Origin of the sequence: Microcoleus sp. bin48.metabat.b7b8b9.023, assembly GCF_013299185.1 — a bacterium.
Classification (GTDB): Bacteria; Cyanobacteriota; Cyanobacteriia; order Cyanobacteriales; family Microcoleaceae; genus Microcoleus.
In genome coordinates, this window is record NZ_JAAFKG010000037.1 from 37390 (window position 1) to 56306 (window position 18917).

5 protein-coding genes are annotated in these 18917 nt (G+C 43.3%); 3 read left to right on the forward strand and 2 right to left on the reverse strand.

Going from position 1 to position 18917, the window contains the following annotated elements:
* Positions 1-146: 146 nt before the first annotated feature.
* Together QZW82_RS20330 and QZW82_RS20335 are read right to left on the reverse strand one after the other, a co-directional pair.
* Complete coding sequence (locus QZW82_RS20330; RefSeq protein WP_293151869.1) at positions 147-1091, reverse strand: DUF1822 family protein; 945 nt, start codon at positions 1089-1091, stop codon at positions 147-149.
* Positions 1092-1118: 27 nt separating this feature from the next.
* Entirely contained in the window at positions 1119-1736 is a 618-nt protein-coding gene (locus tag QZW82_RS20335) for a hypothetical protein (protein ID WP_293151872.1), read from the reverse strand.
* Between the two features lie 394 nt (positions 1737-2130).
* Here QZW82_RS20335 and QZW82_RS20340 point away from each other — a divergent pair, with 394 nt between their 5' ends.
* From QZW82_RS20340 to QZW82_RS20350, 3 genes are all read left to right on the forward strand, one after another.
* Positions 2131-2808, forward strand: a complete 678-nt coding sequence (locus QZW82_RS20340) for a hypothetical protein (protein ID WP_293151875.1) — start codon at positions 2131-2133, stop codon at positions 2806-2808.
* A 453-nt stretch (positions 2809-3261) separates the two neighbouring features.
* A complete protein-coding gene (locus QZW82_RS20345) occupies positions 3262-17448 on the forward strand; it encodes a DUF4114 domain-containing protein (RefSeq protein ID WP_293151878.1) in 14187 nt (4728 codons plus the stop codon).
* A gap of 197 nt (positions 17449-17645) precedes the next feature.
* Positions 17646-18416 carry a hypothetical protein gene (locus QZW82_RS20350; protein WP_293151881.1) on the forward strand — a complete coding sequence of 257 codons (771 nt, stop codon included), beginning with the start codon at positions 17646-17648 and terminating at the stop codon, positions 18414-18416.
* The last annotated feature ends 501 nt before the right edge of the window (positions 18417-18917 follow it).

An 18917-nucleotide genomic window follows, 5' to 3' on the forward strand; every position in this document is an offset into this window, starting at 1 on the left:
TTATTATGCCTACCCCGGCGGGGATTTGTAGGGGTAGTGCCCCCGTGCCTACCCCGGTGGGGATTTTGTAGGGGTAGTGCCCCCGTGCCTACCCCTCCACCTTCAGGCCTTCGGGCCGGCACGGGGGCACGGCCCCTACGTTGATTTTAAAAACAAAACTTTTCTGTTACACTTGCTGCTCCTAAAGCAACAGTAACGTTAAAGCATTCTCCCGATTCAACGCTGTCGATTTTTAACTGGATGAAGTTATCTGCATCCCTGGCTTCTGCGTCAATTAAAACGGTTTCTGCCGATTCATCTTGCACCATCAATCTAACTCCTTTTGGTAAATAAACTGAATCGCCGATCGGGTGTACTTGTAGCGTAACTTCTACTTCAGAATCCGATTTTGGTGGTAACGTAACTATCAACGCTACCGCAGCACCTGCAAGTTCCATTCCTAAGTCAATTTGCTGGCCGCGGACGATCGGAACTACATTTTTGAAGCGGATCAGTTCAACTTTTTGCGGATTAAACAACTGTTCGACAGTCAGCCAAGTCTCCTCAAAAATCCCCTCAAACCATTGTTTTAAGTTAATGAATTGCGGGCGATCGCTCTTAGTATTTACAGTTGCTGTTTGTCTTCGAGCGTTCAAATATTCGAGAAAGTTATCAAATTTTCTCAAATTTGTCAAGGGGATTTCTGCGGCGGCTGTTTGAGTGAATCCTAATAGGGTTGCGGCTTGTAAGGATTGGTTCAACTGTACGGCAACGTAACAAATGCGATCGTCCCAAACATCGAGGGGAATGTGACAATTTCGAGCATCTGGCAAGACGGGGCGGCATTCAATTTTGCCAATACCGACAACATCTAAATCGGCGACATCTAGAAATTTCAGCATCACTGAATCGCGACTGTCGCTGTTTTCCCAATTCGTTTCAAATCCCATTAAGCGCAGATAATAATCTACTGCGTATACTGCTAGGGTATTGAGGTAAACTCGTTTGAATTTTTTCGGACTGGATAGTTCCGCGTACTGTTGAGCGATATCGTGGGCCGCAAAGGATAGCGGGATTGTGAAAGTTATGGGTTCGATCGTTTTACTCATCATTTTGGACTCTACTTGCTTGCTTAAGCATTACTGTAATTTATTGCGAATGTAATCCCTGAATTTACGCAAATTGTTGTTATAAAAGCTGTTAATAGTTGAAATCCGTCGCACACCAAGTCTTTGAGCAATGCTATCCCATTTCTCATCATCTAATATATTGGCTTTAGCGATATCTTGCCAAGTGATATCCTGGCGATTTCTCACTGAAACACTTCTAAAAACACCGTCCGGATCTTCTTGGATTAATTCACGAAGCATTTGATGCGTTTCATTCGATCGCATTTCTTGTGGAATGTTTTCTATGTCTAGGTCATCGAGGGAAGGAATTTCGAGTTTTCTTTGATTCATATATTTTTCAGAGGCATCAGAAAATCGCCGCTTTATTAACCAATTAACCCAACCCATCAAAGGTCTTTCTGGATCGTAAATGTCAATCTTTTCACGAATATACTCAAATGTTTTTAGGAGTGCTTCGCTATAAATGTCTTCATAAGCATCAGGCTTCCATGAACCCCTTTGGGGATGACCCAGTTGTCCCGATCGCCAAATTGCGTCCATCAATGCGGTTAATGCTGTCTGTCGCTGAGGGCTACCGACTGGGTGCTTTTGAGCTTCGACAGCTAGCCGTTTTAGTTCATCCTCCATCTCAATCTCCTCACTCTGCTGGCGATTTTTATGCACTCTGGTGGAACTTCTATTTAGGTTTCGGGTACAGCAGCCAGTTTTTACGCATTTGGAGAATGATTGTTACAACAATTTACATTTGAAGGCGCACGGGCAGTCAGAAACCGGGTTTTTGACGAAAATTCTTCGTTGTAGCCGACTATTAAAGCGAAAAACCCGGTTTCTTTGGCTGATGGGTAAGTTACGGGAAAAAAGTTTTGAGATTTGCGTAAAAAGTTTGGGATTGTTCCGTAATTAGGAATGAGGGGGCGATTAAGAGCGGGATAGCTGCGCTGGCGCAGGCTTTTCGGGAAAAGGGCGATCGTCCGCTAAATACTTTGGTTGTCAACTTTTACTTTTTCTGGGAATCAATTTTATGGCTACTATGAAAAAATTATCAATGATTGCGATCGGAGCAGCAGTTTGGGCGGGAATTACCAATCCAGTAAGCGCGATTATGGTGTCTTTTGGAGGTACATCAGTTCCCGGACAAGGGCAATTCTCTAGCGTACCTGGAGCAAAAACAATTGATTTCGAGTCAGGTGCGCCAACATCTGGTTCTGTTACTTACTCAGCTCCCGGTATTGGCCCTACTGTTGTTTCAGGCAATATCAGCTATGTTTTTTCCGCACCAGGAGATGACTACACGAAATACCTTACAGTTGCTCCATTTGGCGATGGTCGAGGAAATAATAATGTCAGCATTAGCTTTGCTGAAAATATTGATTACTTTGGTATGTATTTAGGTTCCTTTGATAGTTATAATAGCATTGCTTTCTACCAAGACAATGTTCTTCTCAAATTGTTGAGTGGCACGAATGGTTCCGTTAATACTTATGTAAGTTTCTTTGCTGAAAAAAATGAGTCTTTTAACAAAGTAGTTCTAGCTTCAAGTAGTCCTGCATTTGAGACTGACAACCATGCTTATCGGATTGCGGAACCTGTTCCCGAACCGACTACTGTGTTGGGTAGTTTAGCTTTTGGTGCTGTCATTTCCAGTTGGCGGATGAAGCGCAAACAGCAACAGAAAGTTTTGAATTCAACGGTTACTTAATTTGAGATATTTCACTTCGTTGTAGTCCGTCGGGGGTTTAAAGTTTCGCCTCATAGCGAAAGTCCGGCGGGGGTTTAAACCCCCGCCTCATAGCGAAAGTCCTCGGTCGAGGACTGAAGAATTAATTAGATATTTCCAATAAAAACATCAAATATTCTGGTCACGTTCAGGTGAGAACAGAAATTATACTGGTGTCTATTAGTCCTCTTTAGAGAACTTTAGCTATGAGCCAGGGAATTAATTCCCTGGCGGCTTTTCGGGTGAAGTCGAGACTAATAAACATCTTACGATCGCCCGTTTTAAAAAAAAGTTTCCCGATTTGCGTAAAAAGTTTGGCTGGATTCCGTAAGTAATAACAAGAGGCCGATCGCACTTTTAGAAAAACGAGCGATCGCCCCATTTCAGTTCATTGTCTCACTTTTAATTCAATCACAGACTAGGAGTGCAATTTCAATGGCTACCACGAATGAAGTTTCTAGCAACCTTTTGCCGATCGATGTTTTAAAACCTGACACTTTACCGGGAAGTGCTGCCAAAAATTCCATTCTCAACCCTTTAAGCAGCAGCAACAGTCAAAATATTGGCGGTAGTGCTTTAATTGACAGCAAAACTCAGCCAGTTGTTGCAACAGACAAGCTATCCAGTTCCAGCGAGCCTCTCAATTCAAAAAGTGCTAGCGCTCCTGCAATTAGCGACAAAAAAACCGACGATTCATTGATTGTTTCCGATCCATTAAAAAGCAGTTTAAACACCTCGACAGATAGCAAAACTGTTGCAGAAAAGTCAAAGGCAGATGTCAAAGATACCTTAACTGGAATCAGCAAAGATGCACCGTTAAGTGTAACCAAAGATGACACTCTTTCTGCAACCGATGCTTTGACCAATCCTCAGAAGGTGGAGAAAACAACATCTGAGAAAACTCCCGGTACTTCAGCCGCCAAAGAAACTAAAGTAGAAACAGCGACTTCCTCAACTCCTTCTATTGCTGAAACAAAAGCCACAACAACTGCATTAGCTGAAAAGGAAACTAAGCCCGAAAGTGCGATCGCCCAAACTCCTGCTGTTTCCCAAGCTAAAGCCACAACTACTGCATTGGCTGACAAAGAAACTAAGCCGGAAAGTGCGATCGCCCAAACTACTTCTGTTTCAGATAAGAAAGAAACAGCCACTTCAGCAGCTATTAAACCCGACAGTTCGACAGCAGACAAACCTATCACTACAGCCGCAGCTACCAGCAAAGATAGCAAGCAAGAAACATCTCCTACCAACAGCACGGAAAGCAACAAAAAATCTACCGACAATACAGAAGTTGCTGCTGTTGAAATACCCAAAAAACTAACTCCAACAGTTCCTCGATCGAATTTAGCAACCGATAATTCCTTTACATCCGGGAAATTTGTTGTTGACTCAACCGGTCAAGTCGGGATTGATTTCTTATTTGACGGCGGTTTGTATAAGGGTCAATTAGCTATTTTCAGCCTCAAAGGAATGGAGAAATTTGCTCCCGGTTCGGAAGCGTTTATCAAAGAAGCGGCTGCGAGAGCACTTAGCAACTCAACAAAAGGTCATGTCGTAATTAATGATTTGACTGAAGGTGCAAGATTTACGGGTAATTTACCTGAAGGCAATTATAACGATGGAAATTACGGAGGAGTTAAGACTTCTGGGATGACTCCGGGCGATGAATTTGGAGTGATGTTAGTGCCGAATGGAACGGTACAAGAAGTGTTGAACAATCCGACTGTTGGAGGAGACAAACGTCCTTTATTTTCGATGGTGACGGCGAATCCAGCAGAGGGATTTCATGTCGGTCAAATTGCTGATGTAACGGGTAGCGGCAAGATTTTTGCAATGGAGGATATGCGGGTCGATATCGGGAGCGATCGAGATTATAATGACTTCGTATTTCAGGTGCGGGGTGCAACCGGTAAAGCCGTACTTTTGGATGAAGTAATTAATGCCCAAAAAGATTGGCGCAAAACCGATATGGGTCAGGCTTTGATTGCTTATGAGAAACCCTACACTGCACCGAAGTTAGAGCCTGCAAAAGAAGATGCTAAATCAGCAACTAATACTGTCGCACCTACGGTGAAAGTTGAAGAGAAAAAAGAGTCGATAGCACCTGTTTTCCCTGCGACTGAATCTGTTACCAAAACTGAGGTTAATGATGCGGAAAAAACTGTCACGCCTGCGGTAAAAGTTGAAGAGAAAAAAGAGTCGATCGCGCCTGTTTCTCCCGCAACTGAATCTGTCACCAAAACTGAGGTTAATGATGCGGAAAAAACTGTCACGCCTGCGGTAAAAGTTGAAGAGAAAAAAGAGTCGATCGCGCCTGTTTCTCCCGCAACTGAATCTGTCACCAAAACTGAGGTTAATGATGCGGAAAAAACTGTCACGCCTGCGGTAAAAGTTGAAGAGAAAAAAGAGTCGATCGCGCCTGTTTCTCCCGCAACTGAATCTGTCACCAAAACTGAGGTTAATGATGCGGAAAAAACTGTCACGCCTGGGGTGAAAGTTGAAGAAAAAAAAGAGTCGATCGCCCCTGTTTCTCCCACAACTGAATTTGTCACCAAAACTGAGGTTAATGATGCGGAAAAAACTGTCACGCCTGGGGTGAAAGTTGAAGAAAAAAAAGAGTCAATCGCGCCTTCTCCTGCAACTGAATCTGTCACCAAAATCGAAGTTGCTACTGCTGAGAAAAATGTTGCCTCTGCGGTGAAAGCTGAAGAGAAAAAAGAGTCGATTGTACCTGTTTTTACTCCCACAGAATCTGTTTCAAAAACTGAAGTAACAACTTCAAAGAAAACCGATCGCGAGGGCTCAGAAACCGGGTTTTTCTCGACAAATACTGCACCCCAACTAACAGACTCAATAAAAAACCCGGTTTCTTTTCTAGAAACGGGAAAGAATCAAGCAGAAAAAGAGTCGATCGCCCCTGTTTCCCCTGCAACTGAATCTGTCACCAAAACCGAAGTTGCTACTGCGGAGAAAACTGTCACGCCTGCGGTGAAAGCTGAAGTAGAAAAAGAGTCGATAGCGTCTGTTTTCGTACAACATAAAGTCGATATAAATAAAAACGCGATAATTTCAGAAAAACCATCAAATTTAACTGAACCTCAAACACAAACTAATCCAAACCAGCCAACAGCCGAAACAGATAAAATTGAAAATCCAGTTATTCTGCTAAATCCAGAAATCACGCAAAAAAAAATAAATATTCCTACAAATAACTCGCTGAATCTCTCACCAGGAGTATGGACTGTTGATAAAACTGGTCAAGTCAGCTTTGATTTCCAAGTTGATGCTGGCTTTTATGAAGGCGAAATTGCCCTAATTAACTTATCAGGCATGGAGCAATATCCGCTCAATTCCGATGCTTTTCAACAAGAAGCGATTAAACGTGCCTTAAGCAATTCAGAATTGGGTTATATTGCGATTAGCGATCGCCTGGAAGGTGCGAGATTTAGCGGTGAATTTGGCGAACCCAATGTTAACATCGGCCCGTACCAAGGTGTCAAAACTTTTGCCATGACTCCTGGGGCAAAATTTGCTCTGATGTTAGTTCCTAATGCTACTGTAAAAGAGATATCGGAATCTCCCAGTCTTTCGGCGGATAAAACTCCCCTATTTTCAATTCCAGCAGCTAATCCCAACAGTCAAGCAATGCTGGCTGATTTCACCGGTAAAGGCAATACTTTTGGTTGGGAAGATATACCGGGAAATTCGGGCGATCGCGATTTTAATGACTTAATTTTTAGCATCACTGGTGCGACTGCTAATGTACCAGAAATGGCAGCAAATGTCAATGGTAATACTCAATGGCTGGAGTCAAAAGCAGGTCAAGAAATTCTAAATACAGCCGTAGTTAATGATAAACCTCCTGCGATTAAACCCGTTGCAGATGTGGCGTTAACTCCCGCACAGCCTACGCGCACGATCGACATCAGTCAAGTATTTATTGACCCGGAAGCTAGCACTTTAAAGTATGAAGTAGTTGAGGGTAACAGTCCATCTTTGGCTGTTAACTTGCAGAGTAATAATTTACAACTTACAGGATTGCCGCAATCGGGAGTAACAGATGTTGTAATTCGAGCAACGGATGCGGCAGGTAATTCTGTTATTCATAACTTTGCAGTCACTACTAGCAATCTTTCTGGGGAATCAGTTGCCGATATCAATAATGCCCTAACAGATTTTACCAAGGTTATTAATCAAAGTTCGGAAACTTTCAGCGAAGTTTTGAACAGCGATGCAGCAGCAGAATCTCTGGAAAAATTGACAACTGTATTAACACAATATCCCGATGCTCTATCGCTATTTAATAAGCCAGATTCCCTCGCTAAACTCGGCATCAGTCAGAGCAATATACCGACAATTCAACAATTGCTGCAAAGTCCAGAAGTAGCGGCGGAATTCGGGCTGTCAGTATCTTTAGGAGAAGCTTTGAGTCATCCTGATTCGACGGGATTGGATGAGTTTTTGTTGAATGCTGATGAGGCGATTTCTCTGCTTCCCTCTGATGCTAAACAGCCGAAAGTTGGGTTTATTGACTTTACTGAAGGACAGCACCTTCAGCGGGTGACTTCTGTATTTTCTTCGATAAATTCTCAGGCTAAATACGATACTTTTACGGTCGATCGCGGGAATTGGGCGGAGCAATTAATTCGGTTTGTAGATGATGTGAAAGCCAAGGGTGAAAATCGGGCGATCGCAAATCTCAGTTTTGATTTATCCCAATTAGATGATATCGGCATTACCACTCGTTACGAGCTCACTCCTGAAGAGCAAACCGCCATTCAATACGCCCGCGAAAATAACGTTTTGCTAGTTGTTGCCGCAGGTAATACTGGCGGTGTCATGTCAGCTTTGGGGCAAGCTAGCAAGCAATTCGATAACATTATTACTGTCGGTGCTGTTAATCAATTTGAGTCAAAAACTGACTATTCTGCCTACGGTGAAGGACTGGATTTAATGGCTCCTGGGGGTTCCTGGGCGAAGGATGCTAATGCTTTTGTCGGTACTTCGCGATCGGCATCCTATGTAACAGCAGCAGCTTCTTTAGTTTGGGCGGCAAATCCTGCATTGAGCTTGACACAAGTCAAGCAATTATTGATAGATACCGCAGCGGATTTGAATGCACCTGGATGGGATAAAGAAACTGGATCGGGATTGGTAGATGTCAAAAGTGCGATCGATCGCGCTTTGTCACTTGAACCGAAACCCCCAGAACCAGTAAAACCAGGGATTCAGGTAAGTTTGTTTAGCGGAGAAGGGCGCGTTGAGACGTTAGCAAGAGCTGCATCTGAGCCAACTCAAAAAGCGATTTTAGACTTAGAAAAAGCCCAGGAAGATTTACTCGAACAGTGGCAAAATTTAGCAGATTTAGGCAATCCATCTCTCACTTTATCTGACTTGCAAGCTGATGCAGTTCAGAAAATTGCTGATGCTTTGAATAAGTATCGAGAAGTTAGTACGCAGGCTGGAATTACTGACGCTCACCACCAGCAAAGAGTCGAAGAATTAGCCCTAGCAACCAATCATTATTTAATTGAAAATGAGCGACTGCAAAAACTGTTAACTCAACGCAAAGAAATTGAAGAAAGATTAGCTAAACTCGGCAAAGATAAATCGGCTTTAGAGGCAGAAACTCAAAAACTGCTAGAGTCAATTCAAGCACAAATTGCCAAAGCTGAAACAGATTTGACAAAAGCTCAAGCTAAATTGCTCAATCCTTTTGCCAATGTCGGCGATAATTTGCAAACAGATCCCGCACCTTGGCGCGAAGCAGCCAATAAACAACAGGAATTTGCCTCTAATTTCCAAGAACAAGGAGCGATTCAAAGTGCAGAAGCGGCAAGATTTAGCGCGATTTCTAGCAACATTAATCCCGCTCGCTGGCAACCTATTGGTTCAGAAAAAAGCAGAGGCATATCCGGCCGCCGTCGAGAAGTTTGGGGTTGGGGAAATGACCCGAACTTGTTAAAACAGAAAAATCAATCGCAATGGCAAGCTCAAATTGCTACTGAAAATTCTCAAAGTTTGCAGCAGTTATCTCAGCAAGCCACACAGCAGCAAACTGCTTTAAATAATTACGCTCAATTACTAGCAGAAACACCAACTAATCTCGGTGAAGATGGTCTGAATAAAGCCGATCGAGTCTTGCAAATTTTGGAAGCACAGGCGGCACAACAAGCAAAGATTGCTGAAAATTATGCTAATTTAGCTGCGATCGCAGCATCGCGCCAACAGCAAAATCAAGCTCAAGCTAATTTGCACAATTCTCAAATAAATCGTCGGGAACAAATAGGTACTAAACGTAGTGGTCGTTCTGGAAAAAATACCGAACCTGTTTATGGAAATGTACACTATCCCGAACATATTGCACCGCGAGATATGGCTCAACAATTAGCTAATCAAGCTGCTGTAGAATCCCAAGCTTACGGACAGTTAGCCAAACAAGCAGAGCAACAAGCAAGCGCCCTGAAAGAACAGGCAAGAAAGTTAAAAACTAACATTAAAGATTGGCCTGTTTTGAAACAGGGAATAGACTATGAAATTGCAGCGGATGAGTTGCGGTTGCAAGCGGAAAAAGATTTGTTGGCTTTGCACGATCCGGTACAGAGGCAAAAGTTAGAAACGCTGTTTAAAGAAATCGATTTAGCCCAAAAAGAACTGCAAAGGCTGGAGAATGAAAAGATTCCCGCGCAACAGCAGTTAACTGATGCAACCGAAAATCGATTGAAAGCAAGTCAGGCTCAATTAGAGGCAATTCAAGCTGAGAAAGCCGAAGCTGCGAAGAATTTGCAAAACTTCTTAGAAACTGCTGGTTTCTTGTTGCCTTATCGCGAGAGGTTGTTGGCGGTTGACAAGCAAATTGAGAAGTTAGAATCCGAACGATTGGATGCGTTTAAGACAATGCTGGAGTTGCAGAATCAATTGCAGAAAAATCCCAGCGACAGTTTGCAGCAACAGTTAAACAACTGGCGAAATTATTTGCAGAAGTTAGAGCAAGAATTGACTTGGGCGAAGTTACAGCGCGACCAGTTAGCAATGGCTTTGGCTGATTCGCCGGAAAGATTGGCAATAGCTGACTTAATCAAACAATTAGAAACCGCACCTGCATCTCTCAATCCTCAAGCTAAAATTGCATTTTTGAAATCGATCGAAGGAAGTGGCGCGAATTTCTTAGCTGGGTTTGATAATTTAGCTAGTCGCTTAACTCAAGGGAAAACTGAGCAAGCACAAACTGAGAAATCTCTCGCAGCACTCCAGAAAGAATATCGCGAGTTGGGTTTGAAGAAAGCCGATTTAGAAAAACAGATTCCAGAGAAACAAAAACAAATTGTCGATAAAGACAAGGAAATTGAAGGGACAGAAAGTGCGATCGCCCAAACTAAATCGAATTTATCGACAATTTCCGCAGCACAACTGACGGATATTCCAAGTGCGATCGCTTCTACAGATACCGCAATTCAGCAACAAAAATCGGCGGTACAAGGCTATCAAAATCAGATCGGTCAAGCCTTTGCTGCTGCTAACTTCTTGGAAAGGGAACGACAAGGACAACAAGCAGCAGCAGATTGGTGGAATAGTCAGATTTATGTGTTTAATGCCCATGCTTATCTAGCTCATAACCCTGATGTTGCAAAGGCTTTTGGCTGGAACCACGCATTAGCTTATCGACATTATCTCTCCTATGGTCGATACGAAGGACGATTGCCAAATCCACAAGCAGCCATCTCTCGAAATGCCGCCCAAGCTGCTGCTAATAATGCTGCACAACAACGAGATTTAGCTAGCTCAAATGCACAACAACTAAATGCCACTTTGCAGCCTCAAATTGCTGTGGCTCAACAACAAATAGGCAAACTGGAAACAGACAAAAACCTTTTAGTTCAGCTATCAGGATTAAATACCCAACTCTCTCAACAACAACAGCAACGGGATAATCTTGTCAAAGATTTGGATAAGCTGAATCAACAAAAAGCTGATACCGAACAAAAACTGATTGACAAATATCGCGAAATCGAACTAACTAATAAATACTTGGAGCAAGTTGAAGGTGAAGTCGATCGCCTGCAAAGTCGCCTCGATGTTCTCAATCGTACTGGTGTTTTACAAACTAAATACCAGCAGGATTGGAACGCATGGCAGCAAGCAAATCAAACTCAAGTAACTGCCACAGAATCTTTATTAGCCACCCGTCAAGCTGGATCGGCAGACAGGCAACAATTGGCTGATTTGCAGTCACAATTAAAGCCCGCTCAAGAGAATTTGCAAAAAGGTCGATCGCTCCAAACATCTCTTGCCGATACTCAACAAGCCCTCGCTTTTACCAATCTGCAAATCGGCAATCAAAATTTAGTGATTCAAAGTGCGATCGATAACGATGCTGGACTCGCAGCAGCGGAACGCTCTTTCTTGAATTTGGCTGATGCAAGTCGGCAAAAAACCTGGTATTGGAATGGCAGTGCTTGGGCTTACAATGCTGGCGAAGCTGCGGCCGCTCGCAGTCATTTGCAAACAGCTTCATTTATCGCAGATCAGCGGAACAAATTGTGGCAGCGCCGTCAAGATGCAGCTAAGAAAATTAACGAACTAACTCAGAAAGCGGCAGAGCAACAGTCACAAATTGCCAGTTTTAACTCCCAGTTGCAAGCCTTGGGAGGGGTGACGCAACTTGAGGCAGAGTTGAATCGAGTGCAAAGTGCGATCGCATCTGTGAATCAGCGCTTGCAACCCCTGCAAACTCGCGAAAATCAACTGATTCAAACCATCAAAAATGCAGCATCTCAGGCCGCAAATCTGGCCGCAGAAATGGCGCAAACAACTCAATTAAAATCAACTTCACTGCGTCAGTTAATTGGTTTGGGAATGCTGGCTTCGGAATCCGATGTTGATTTCTTCGCTACACAAGTGGAGCCACAAGTCAACACTCATTTGCAAAAACTGCGCGGTCAAGGCCAAGATTTGACAAATCAGATCGACAGCATTAATAACTTAGTTACTAATTGGGAACAGCAACTCGCCAATACAACCGATCCAGAGGAGCAAGAATATCTGAAGAGTTCGATCGAGCTGTCAAAATCTCAAATTAGCAGTTTAGAAGCCTTAAAAGCATCGAGTCTGACTGCTGCTGACGATTTAGAAAAATTGCTGAAACAGGCAACAGAAGCGCTGCTTCCCTTGCGCCAAAAGCAAGAATTAGAAATCCGCCAGAAGCTAGAAAGCAATGAAAATCGCCTCAACGCTTTGGAGTCTCAACTGAATTCCGAAAACGCGGCGGAGGCGGCAATTAAAGATGATACCGTGCTAGCTTACGCCCAATTGAGCGATCGAGTTCGCGAAGATTTAACTAATAGCGTCAACAACTCGACTAAAGCGCTATTAGAAGGCAACCCGATGACGAAAGAATTGGGCGACAATCAGCAACAATTGTCTCGATCTGTTGATACTTTGATAGCTGAAATTGACGGTCGATTTGCCGATCCCTACGGTGACTATCAGCGGAGTGAGGCGAATCTAGAGGATGGGATTAAGACTCTTGGGGTTGTGGAAAATCGTGCGGATGCACTGGATAATGGTGTTACTACTACTGAGAGTGCGATCGAGCGAATTAAACTCCGCATCAAACAGGATGAAGAGTTGTGGCAAGAAATTGGTCCGATCGCAATGCGTTACGGTGTTGAATCCCAGGAATTGAAGGATTATCAAGCACAAATAGAGGCAATTCAAGCCGACAAAATCCAGAAAATAGGACAACAAGTTCAATCCCTACTCACAGAAGCAGCAGCATTAGATCAACAAGCTCAGACTGCCTCAAAGCAAGGACGATATCAACTACGTCAACAAGCAACTAATCTGCGACAACAAGCTGATGCTATTCAGAAACAATTACCTACAGAAATAGAGGCAACAACTAAAGAATTAAGAGCGCAATTCCTCAAGGAGCATCCAGAAAACGGTACAGCGATTCATTTGTTGCAGGGAGCAACTTTAGAAGGACGTAGCTCAAATCAGCACATATCCAAATTGTTAAATTCAACAGTGGATGAATTGCTAGCTGCTGAAGCTGTCGAAGGGCGAAATCCAAATCAAACACTATTTGATAAAGCAAAGGCCGAACAAGCATCCCACGAAGCGCAAGGTTATGCAGCTTTAGCACACGCAAATTGGCTCGAACAACGAGCAGCTTATCATTGGTCTGTCAGTCGCCAAAATGGGCCTACTTGGACAGAGTGGCGACGAGTTTGTAAGCGTCGATTATTTCGTCGAAAAAAATGTTGGGATGAACAAGTTACCCACGTCGATCACGATTGGATTATTTGGAATAATTACTCTCAGCTATTTCCCCAGGTGCGGCAACAAGGAATTGCACATCTCGTAGAAGCGGATAAATGGCGTAAGGAAAAAGAGCGCATCGAACCACTAGCGAAACAGTGGACGGACGCAAATAATGTGGCAAATCAAGCCCAACCTCCGGTTAAAGAAGCCCGCGATTTATTTGCACAATTAGAAGAGGCTCGCAAGTCAATTCCCGATGACAAAATTCAACTGAAATTCTTGGAAAATTTGTTGCCAACGCTAAAGCAACAGTTAGAACAAGCTGAGTCTGAAGCCGCCGCCCAAAATGCTAAAGTGCGGCAACAATGGGAAGAATACGATACTAATTCTGAGGAGTATCGCGCTGCTGTTGCTGATATCCTGGCACGTCGCGGGGAACTCAACAAACAAGCCATAGAAACTCAGCAAGAAATTGCTGATGTAGAAAAATGGGTTGAGCGGCAAAGTGTAGCCCTAGCACCGGAATTAGCAGGCACAAAAGCGCTAATTGATTCTCTGAAACAGCAACAGCAGGCAATTGCCAATCAAATTATCGAATTTGTCAAACAAGGTGCTACTGTAGACGGTTTGCAAGATTTATACAGCAAAGAAGCACAGTTAAAACAAACCTTACAGCTACTGACAAATAAAGCTGCAATTCTCACCGCCCAGCAAACCGCACTGACCAAAAAACGGACGCTATTAACAGCACAAAATGAGGTAATTATTGCCGAACAAAGGTTACTTGATGCCTACACCAAAGATCCGGATGCTGACACCAGCAATTTGCAAAAACAATTGCAAGATGCCCGCGCTGCTTTAGCCGAATCCCAGCGGTTAGCAGAACAAGCTGAAGCTGCTAGCAAGATTCTCACCGCACCATTGCAACAATTGAAAGAGGATTTGTTGGTGCAAAATGACGAACATCTCAAGCTAGCGAGGGAAAATCAACAGATTCTGAAAGCGTTGGTAGAAGCTACTCAGGCGAATGCTAACTACACCATTCAAGCAGCACAAAAGCAGCAAGAAGTCAATAACTTTGAGTTCCAGATTTTGCAGCGATTGCAGCAAGCAACTGACGCGGGTTTCAAAGAAGCGAAAGCCCTGTTAGATGTGGCCAAGAACAACGACATGGCGACGGCGGCAGAGATTTACTATCGCGATTACAGCGACTTAGCGAGCGATCGAGGTAGCAAAAGCAGTCCCGGTTTAGCGCAACCTCAAGACCGGATTTTAGCCGATCGATACTATCAGGAAATGCTGAATAACCGGGAATTGCAGCGCCGCGCTCAAGCACAAGCTGATGCCTTTGGTGCAGCGAGAAAAACCGCCGAAGCGCAGATGAAAACGCTGCAAGCACAGCAAGAATCTGCTGCTAAAATATTGAGCGATTTAAATGACAAAATTGCCACTACCCAGGAAGAAAGGGAGAAAAAAGAACAGGAATTAGCCATTGCACAAGCTCGTCTGGATGGGATTACTCGCATCCGCGAACAAACGGAACAAACCTTTATTCAGTTAGTCACCATCGAAAAACTGAATTTAGCCCAAGCACAATTAGAGCAAGAAATTGCCGAATCGCGCGAGAAGGGAATTGATGAAGCAGTGCAAGCGAGGATGGAGCGAGACAGAGTAGAAACGGCACGTCAGAGAACAGAAACTGTTGCCAAAATTGAACTGTTGCGGCAACTGCAAGCGGAAGACAATCTGCGGCAATCGTTAAATGAGGCGCGGGGAAATCTGGGAATGACTACCCTCGAAGCAACGGACGATCCGGTGCAATTGCAAACACAATTAGCGGGACTTCTGGCATCGCTGAAAGATTTGGAAACTCAGCAGAAATCTGATTTGCCAGCGGATTTGAAGGCGTTGTTAGCAGAAGCGCGGGGTGATATCCATGAAGCGCTGCAAGGCAAAGAAGCGGCGAATATTCAGGAAAATCTGCTGAAGGCAATGGACGGTTTGGTCGGGCAAATTCAGCAGTACAAAACTGAGATAAATCGCATCGATTTAGAGGAACAGTGGGATACTCAGTTGTTGCAAACTGCCCAGACAGATTTGCAAGGTGCTTCTCAACAATTGTTGAAAGAGTTGCAGCGTGCTGAGGAATTATCGGGTGAAAAGCAGGTGATTGAGCCACTGTATATGCTGGCTTTGACTAAGCTTGCTTATGCGGAACAAGCGGTGGATATTTCTGAGGATTTGGCTAAGCAGTCGAAGGAGATGTTGGAGCAAATTATCAAGCAGCGGGTTGTGGAACGGAAGGCTCGGAAGAAGGCTTTTTGGAATAAGATTTTGGGGATTATTTCCCAAGTTACAGGGATTCTCAGCACTGTTTTGATGATTCTCTCTCCTGCCTTTCCTGCACTGATTCCTTTCTCTATTGGTTTAGGTGCTGTCAGTGGGGCAATTAATACAATTCAAGCTGCAATCAATGGTGACTGGATGGGTGCTATTTTCAATGGCATTATGACAGGTTTAACTGCTGTTACTGGCGGTATGACTCAAGCGCTTGGTGAATCAGCAAAAGCTGTACAAATGATGAAAACGCTTCAGGCTGTTGCTTCTGGTGCTTTTAATGGAGCGCGATCGCTGATGTCGGGCGAAAGTGTGATGGGTTTCTTGCAAATTCTCGGTAGTGTGGCGAGTGTTGCATCGGCGGGGATGAGCAGTTTTATCAATCAATGCAGTAAGGATCTCCAAAAAGTGATGCTGTCAGTGGTGCAAAGTTTGCAACAAGCACCGCAGATGATTTATGGCGGTATTAAGGCGATTCAAAATGGGGATTGGTTGAATGCGATCGGCAATTTCTTTAATGGGGCGCTGGCGATCGGTCAAAGTTTTGCTGGTAATTTCAATAAAGCTGTTGCTGGGATTTTGGAGAATATCAGTAAGGTTGGTAATACTGCTTTGTACTTAGGTAATGCGATTAAGGATGGCGGGATTGAGGGTTGGTTGTCTGGTTTGAATGGGATTTTGGGTCTTTGGAAAAATGATCTCGGCAACCTGGTTAAGGATATCAAGGACAAGGATAAGCGTGATTTTGTTGAGACAAATAACAATCAAAGCGATCCAGACAATTCCGATCAAATCAAAAATGAAAGAATACGTCGTGAGTTAGAAGATAAAATCGGGGTTAAGATGAAGTCTGCTACTTTGTTGAAGTATCCAGCTTTTGGTGATTTTCCATCTGTAGAAGATCTCATAGTTGAGACTGAAGATGGTCAAAAATACACATATACAAAAGATAACCAAGGAAACTTCAATCGCAAGCCAGATATATTCGGAGTCGATCGCATGGCTCCTACTGCCGGAGGAGGTATTGGTCAGCCTAGCAACAAGATGCCAGATACATTGACAGAAGAAGATATTTCTCCTAGCAATCTAGTGCTTAGAGGTGAAGTATATCTTGACACTTCATCTGTCTTCAATGGTAATGCTTCACAAGAAAGTCAACTTATTCTTAAAGGAGGGGTTGATGGTACTCTTTTCCCTGACGGAATCCAATATGAGACTTTCCAGCTTAAAGGTGTCGATCATTATCGTATTGACAGAGCTTCATTTAAAAAGCTAAGCCTAGAAAATCCAGAGCTAGCTCAGTCTATTGTAGAGAACTTTCTGGAAACAGGGAAAGCAGTTCTTTCAATAAATGACCCTGGTCTAAAACCTGATGTTGCGGGAGATTTAGAACTACCTTTGTTGTTTGTTGACTTGCCACTATCTGGTATAGGTTATGTTTTCAAAAAAATCTTGACTCCAATTGAACAGTATTTTAAGCCATTTATTCAGGATATCTTTTCATCGATTGGATCGATTAGCAAGATAGGGCAGACTAGCATTAAAAGTACAGAAATTCTATCTACTAAACCAACGAATTTTCAGGTAATAAATAGAGTGAACAAGCATAGTAAAAATTGGGTGGAAGGAAATCTCAATGATGCTATTAATCAGTTTGCAGGTGAAAACTCAATTGTGCGTTCTACAACAAGTGGAAAATTAGTATATGAAAATTTAGACACAGGTGTGCAAGTAGTACAAGACCTAACGGGGAATTACTTCCGCATTCAAGATCGATACGGTCGATATTTAGATCTAAATGGTCAGCTTCCACATTTGACATCAACCTCACAAGGTAAAACTTATACAGTCATCCCGCAAAATCAATTGCTATTGAAACAGTGGGATGGAATTAAAAAATTTGACGATAATGCTCTACAAGATAGATATGAACAATTGACGCACTTTAAGTACAATACTAATTCATTGCCTTCACAATTAAACAGTTCTCAGCAATTAAAGTTTGAATTGGATAAATAGCTACAATGATTACTCCTAAATAAGGTATGTAAACATACAGGTAATTGTTGGAACTTCCTGTCTTTTATCGATCTAACCAGACATAGATCGCCCTCTCGCTCTCTCGCCAACCCTCTATTTCTACGCTTGTGCGATCGCCTTAACAAAACTTAGAGATTAGAGGAATAATCGTTCAAAACTTATCTGAAGGAATTTATATGTCTCTTCTCAAAAACTCCAAAATTATGTTGATAGCGGCTTTCATCTTGGGTATGGCCGCTAAACCCAGTTTCTCTGCCATTTTCAACGTCGCATCTGACTTTTCCCTAACCAATAACCCCAATGGCCCTTGGCGCTACGGCTGGTCATCAAGCCTTGGATCTAACTTTAACCTGTATAGCAACGTAGGAAAGGTAACTCCTACCATTGACTCGTGGTACGATTCTGCAAAAGCTTGGCCGCCCTTTGTCACCCACAACTCAACCGCAACCGAAGATAATTCTCATCCGACAATAACTTATCAACCGAATCAACTAGGGTTTCACCCCGGTTATTACGGAGAGTATAGTATTGTCCGCTGGATTGCGCCTGAAGCGGCAACCTACTCACTTGCTACAATGTTTACCGGCCTCGATCATGTTGGGCCGACTACAACAGATGTTCACGTTCTTCATAACAACATTGTACTTTTCAGTAACTTGATTAACGGCTTTGGTGCTTCTAGTATCAAGTCATTTGCGACGGCTGGGACGGTTCAAGCTGGTGACACGATTGATTTTGCTGTTGGTTATGGCAGCAACCAGAATTACTTGTTCGACTCGACGGGTCTGGATGCTACTATTTCAACGACACCCGCAGCCGTTTCCGAATCCGTACCCGAACCTTCTACTGTATTAGGTGGATTGGCGTTTAGTGCTTTTATTGCCAAAATGCGGATGAAACGCAAATGGCAACAAAAACTTTTGGAGTCCAAAGATTCTGACAAATGAATCAAAGCAAACATCTTTTCTGGTTGTTCGCAGCGAGGGTCTAAAATTAGAGATAAATCTGATATAACGCGATCGCACCTCTCTCCCAGAAACCGGGTTTCTCCGATAACTTTTGCATCTCACCAAAATATTTAGGCAGAAACCCGGTTTCTCGATCCAAGTCTCTTCATAATTAGAATTCAAGCCACTACAAATCCTGTAAACTGTCGCGGTAATCTAGTCTATCCATAGCGCTATCTCCTCCTTTTTAACAACAAAATTTACCAAAGTTTTGTATGATTAGTATATTGCCAATGTTTTAGCTAAAAATCAGAAAAATTATCTTATTCTCGCCACTCCGCTGTCATCGCCGGTTATTGAGGAGATAAGCTGTTACGCATTTAAACCACTAACGAGGCCTGTAGGGTGCGTCAGCTAGAACACTGACTAGGTAAGGGAAACGAGAAAGGGCTGACGCACCCTACAATACTCCTGCACACGCCAACTAAAGAAACCGGGTTT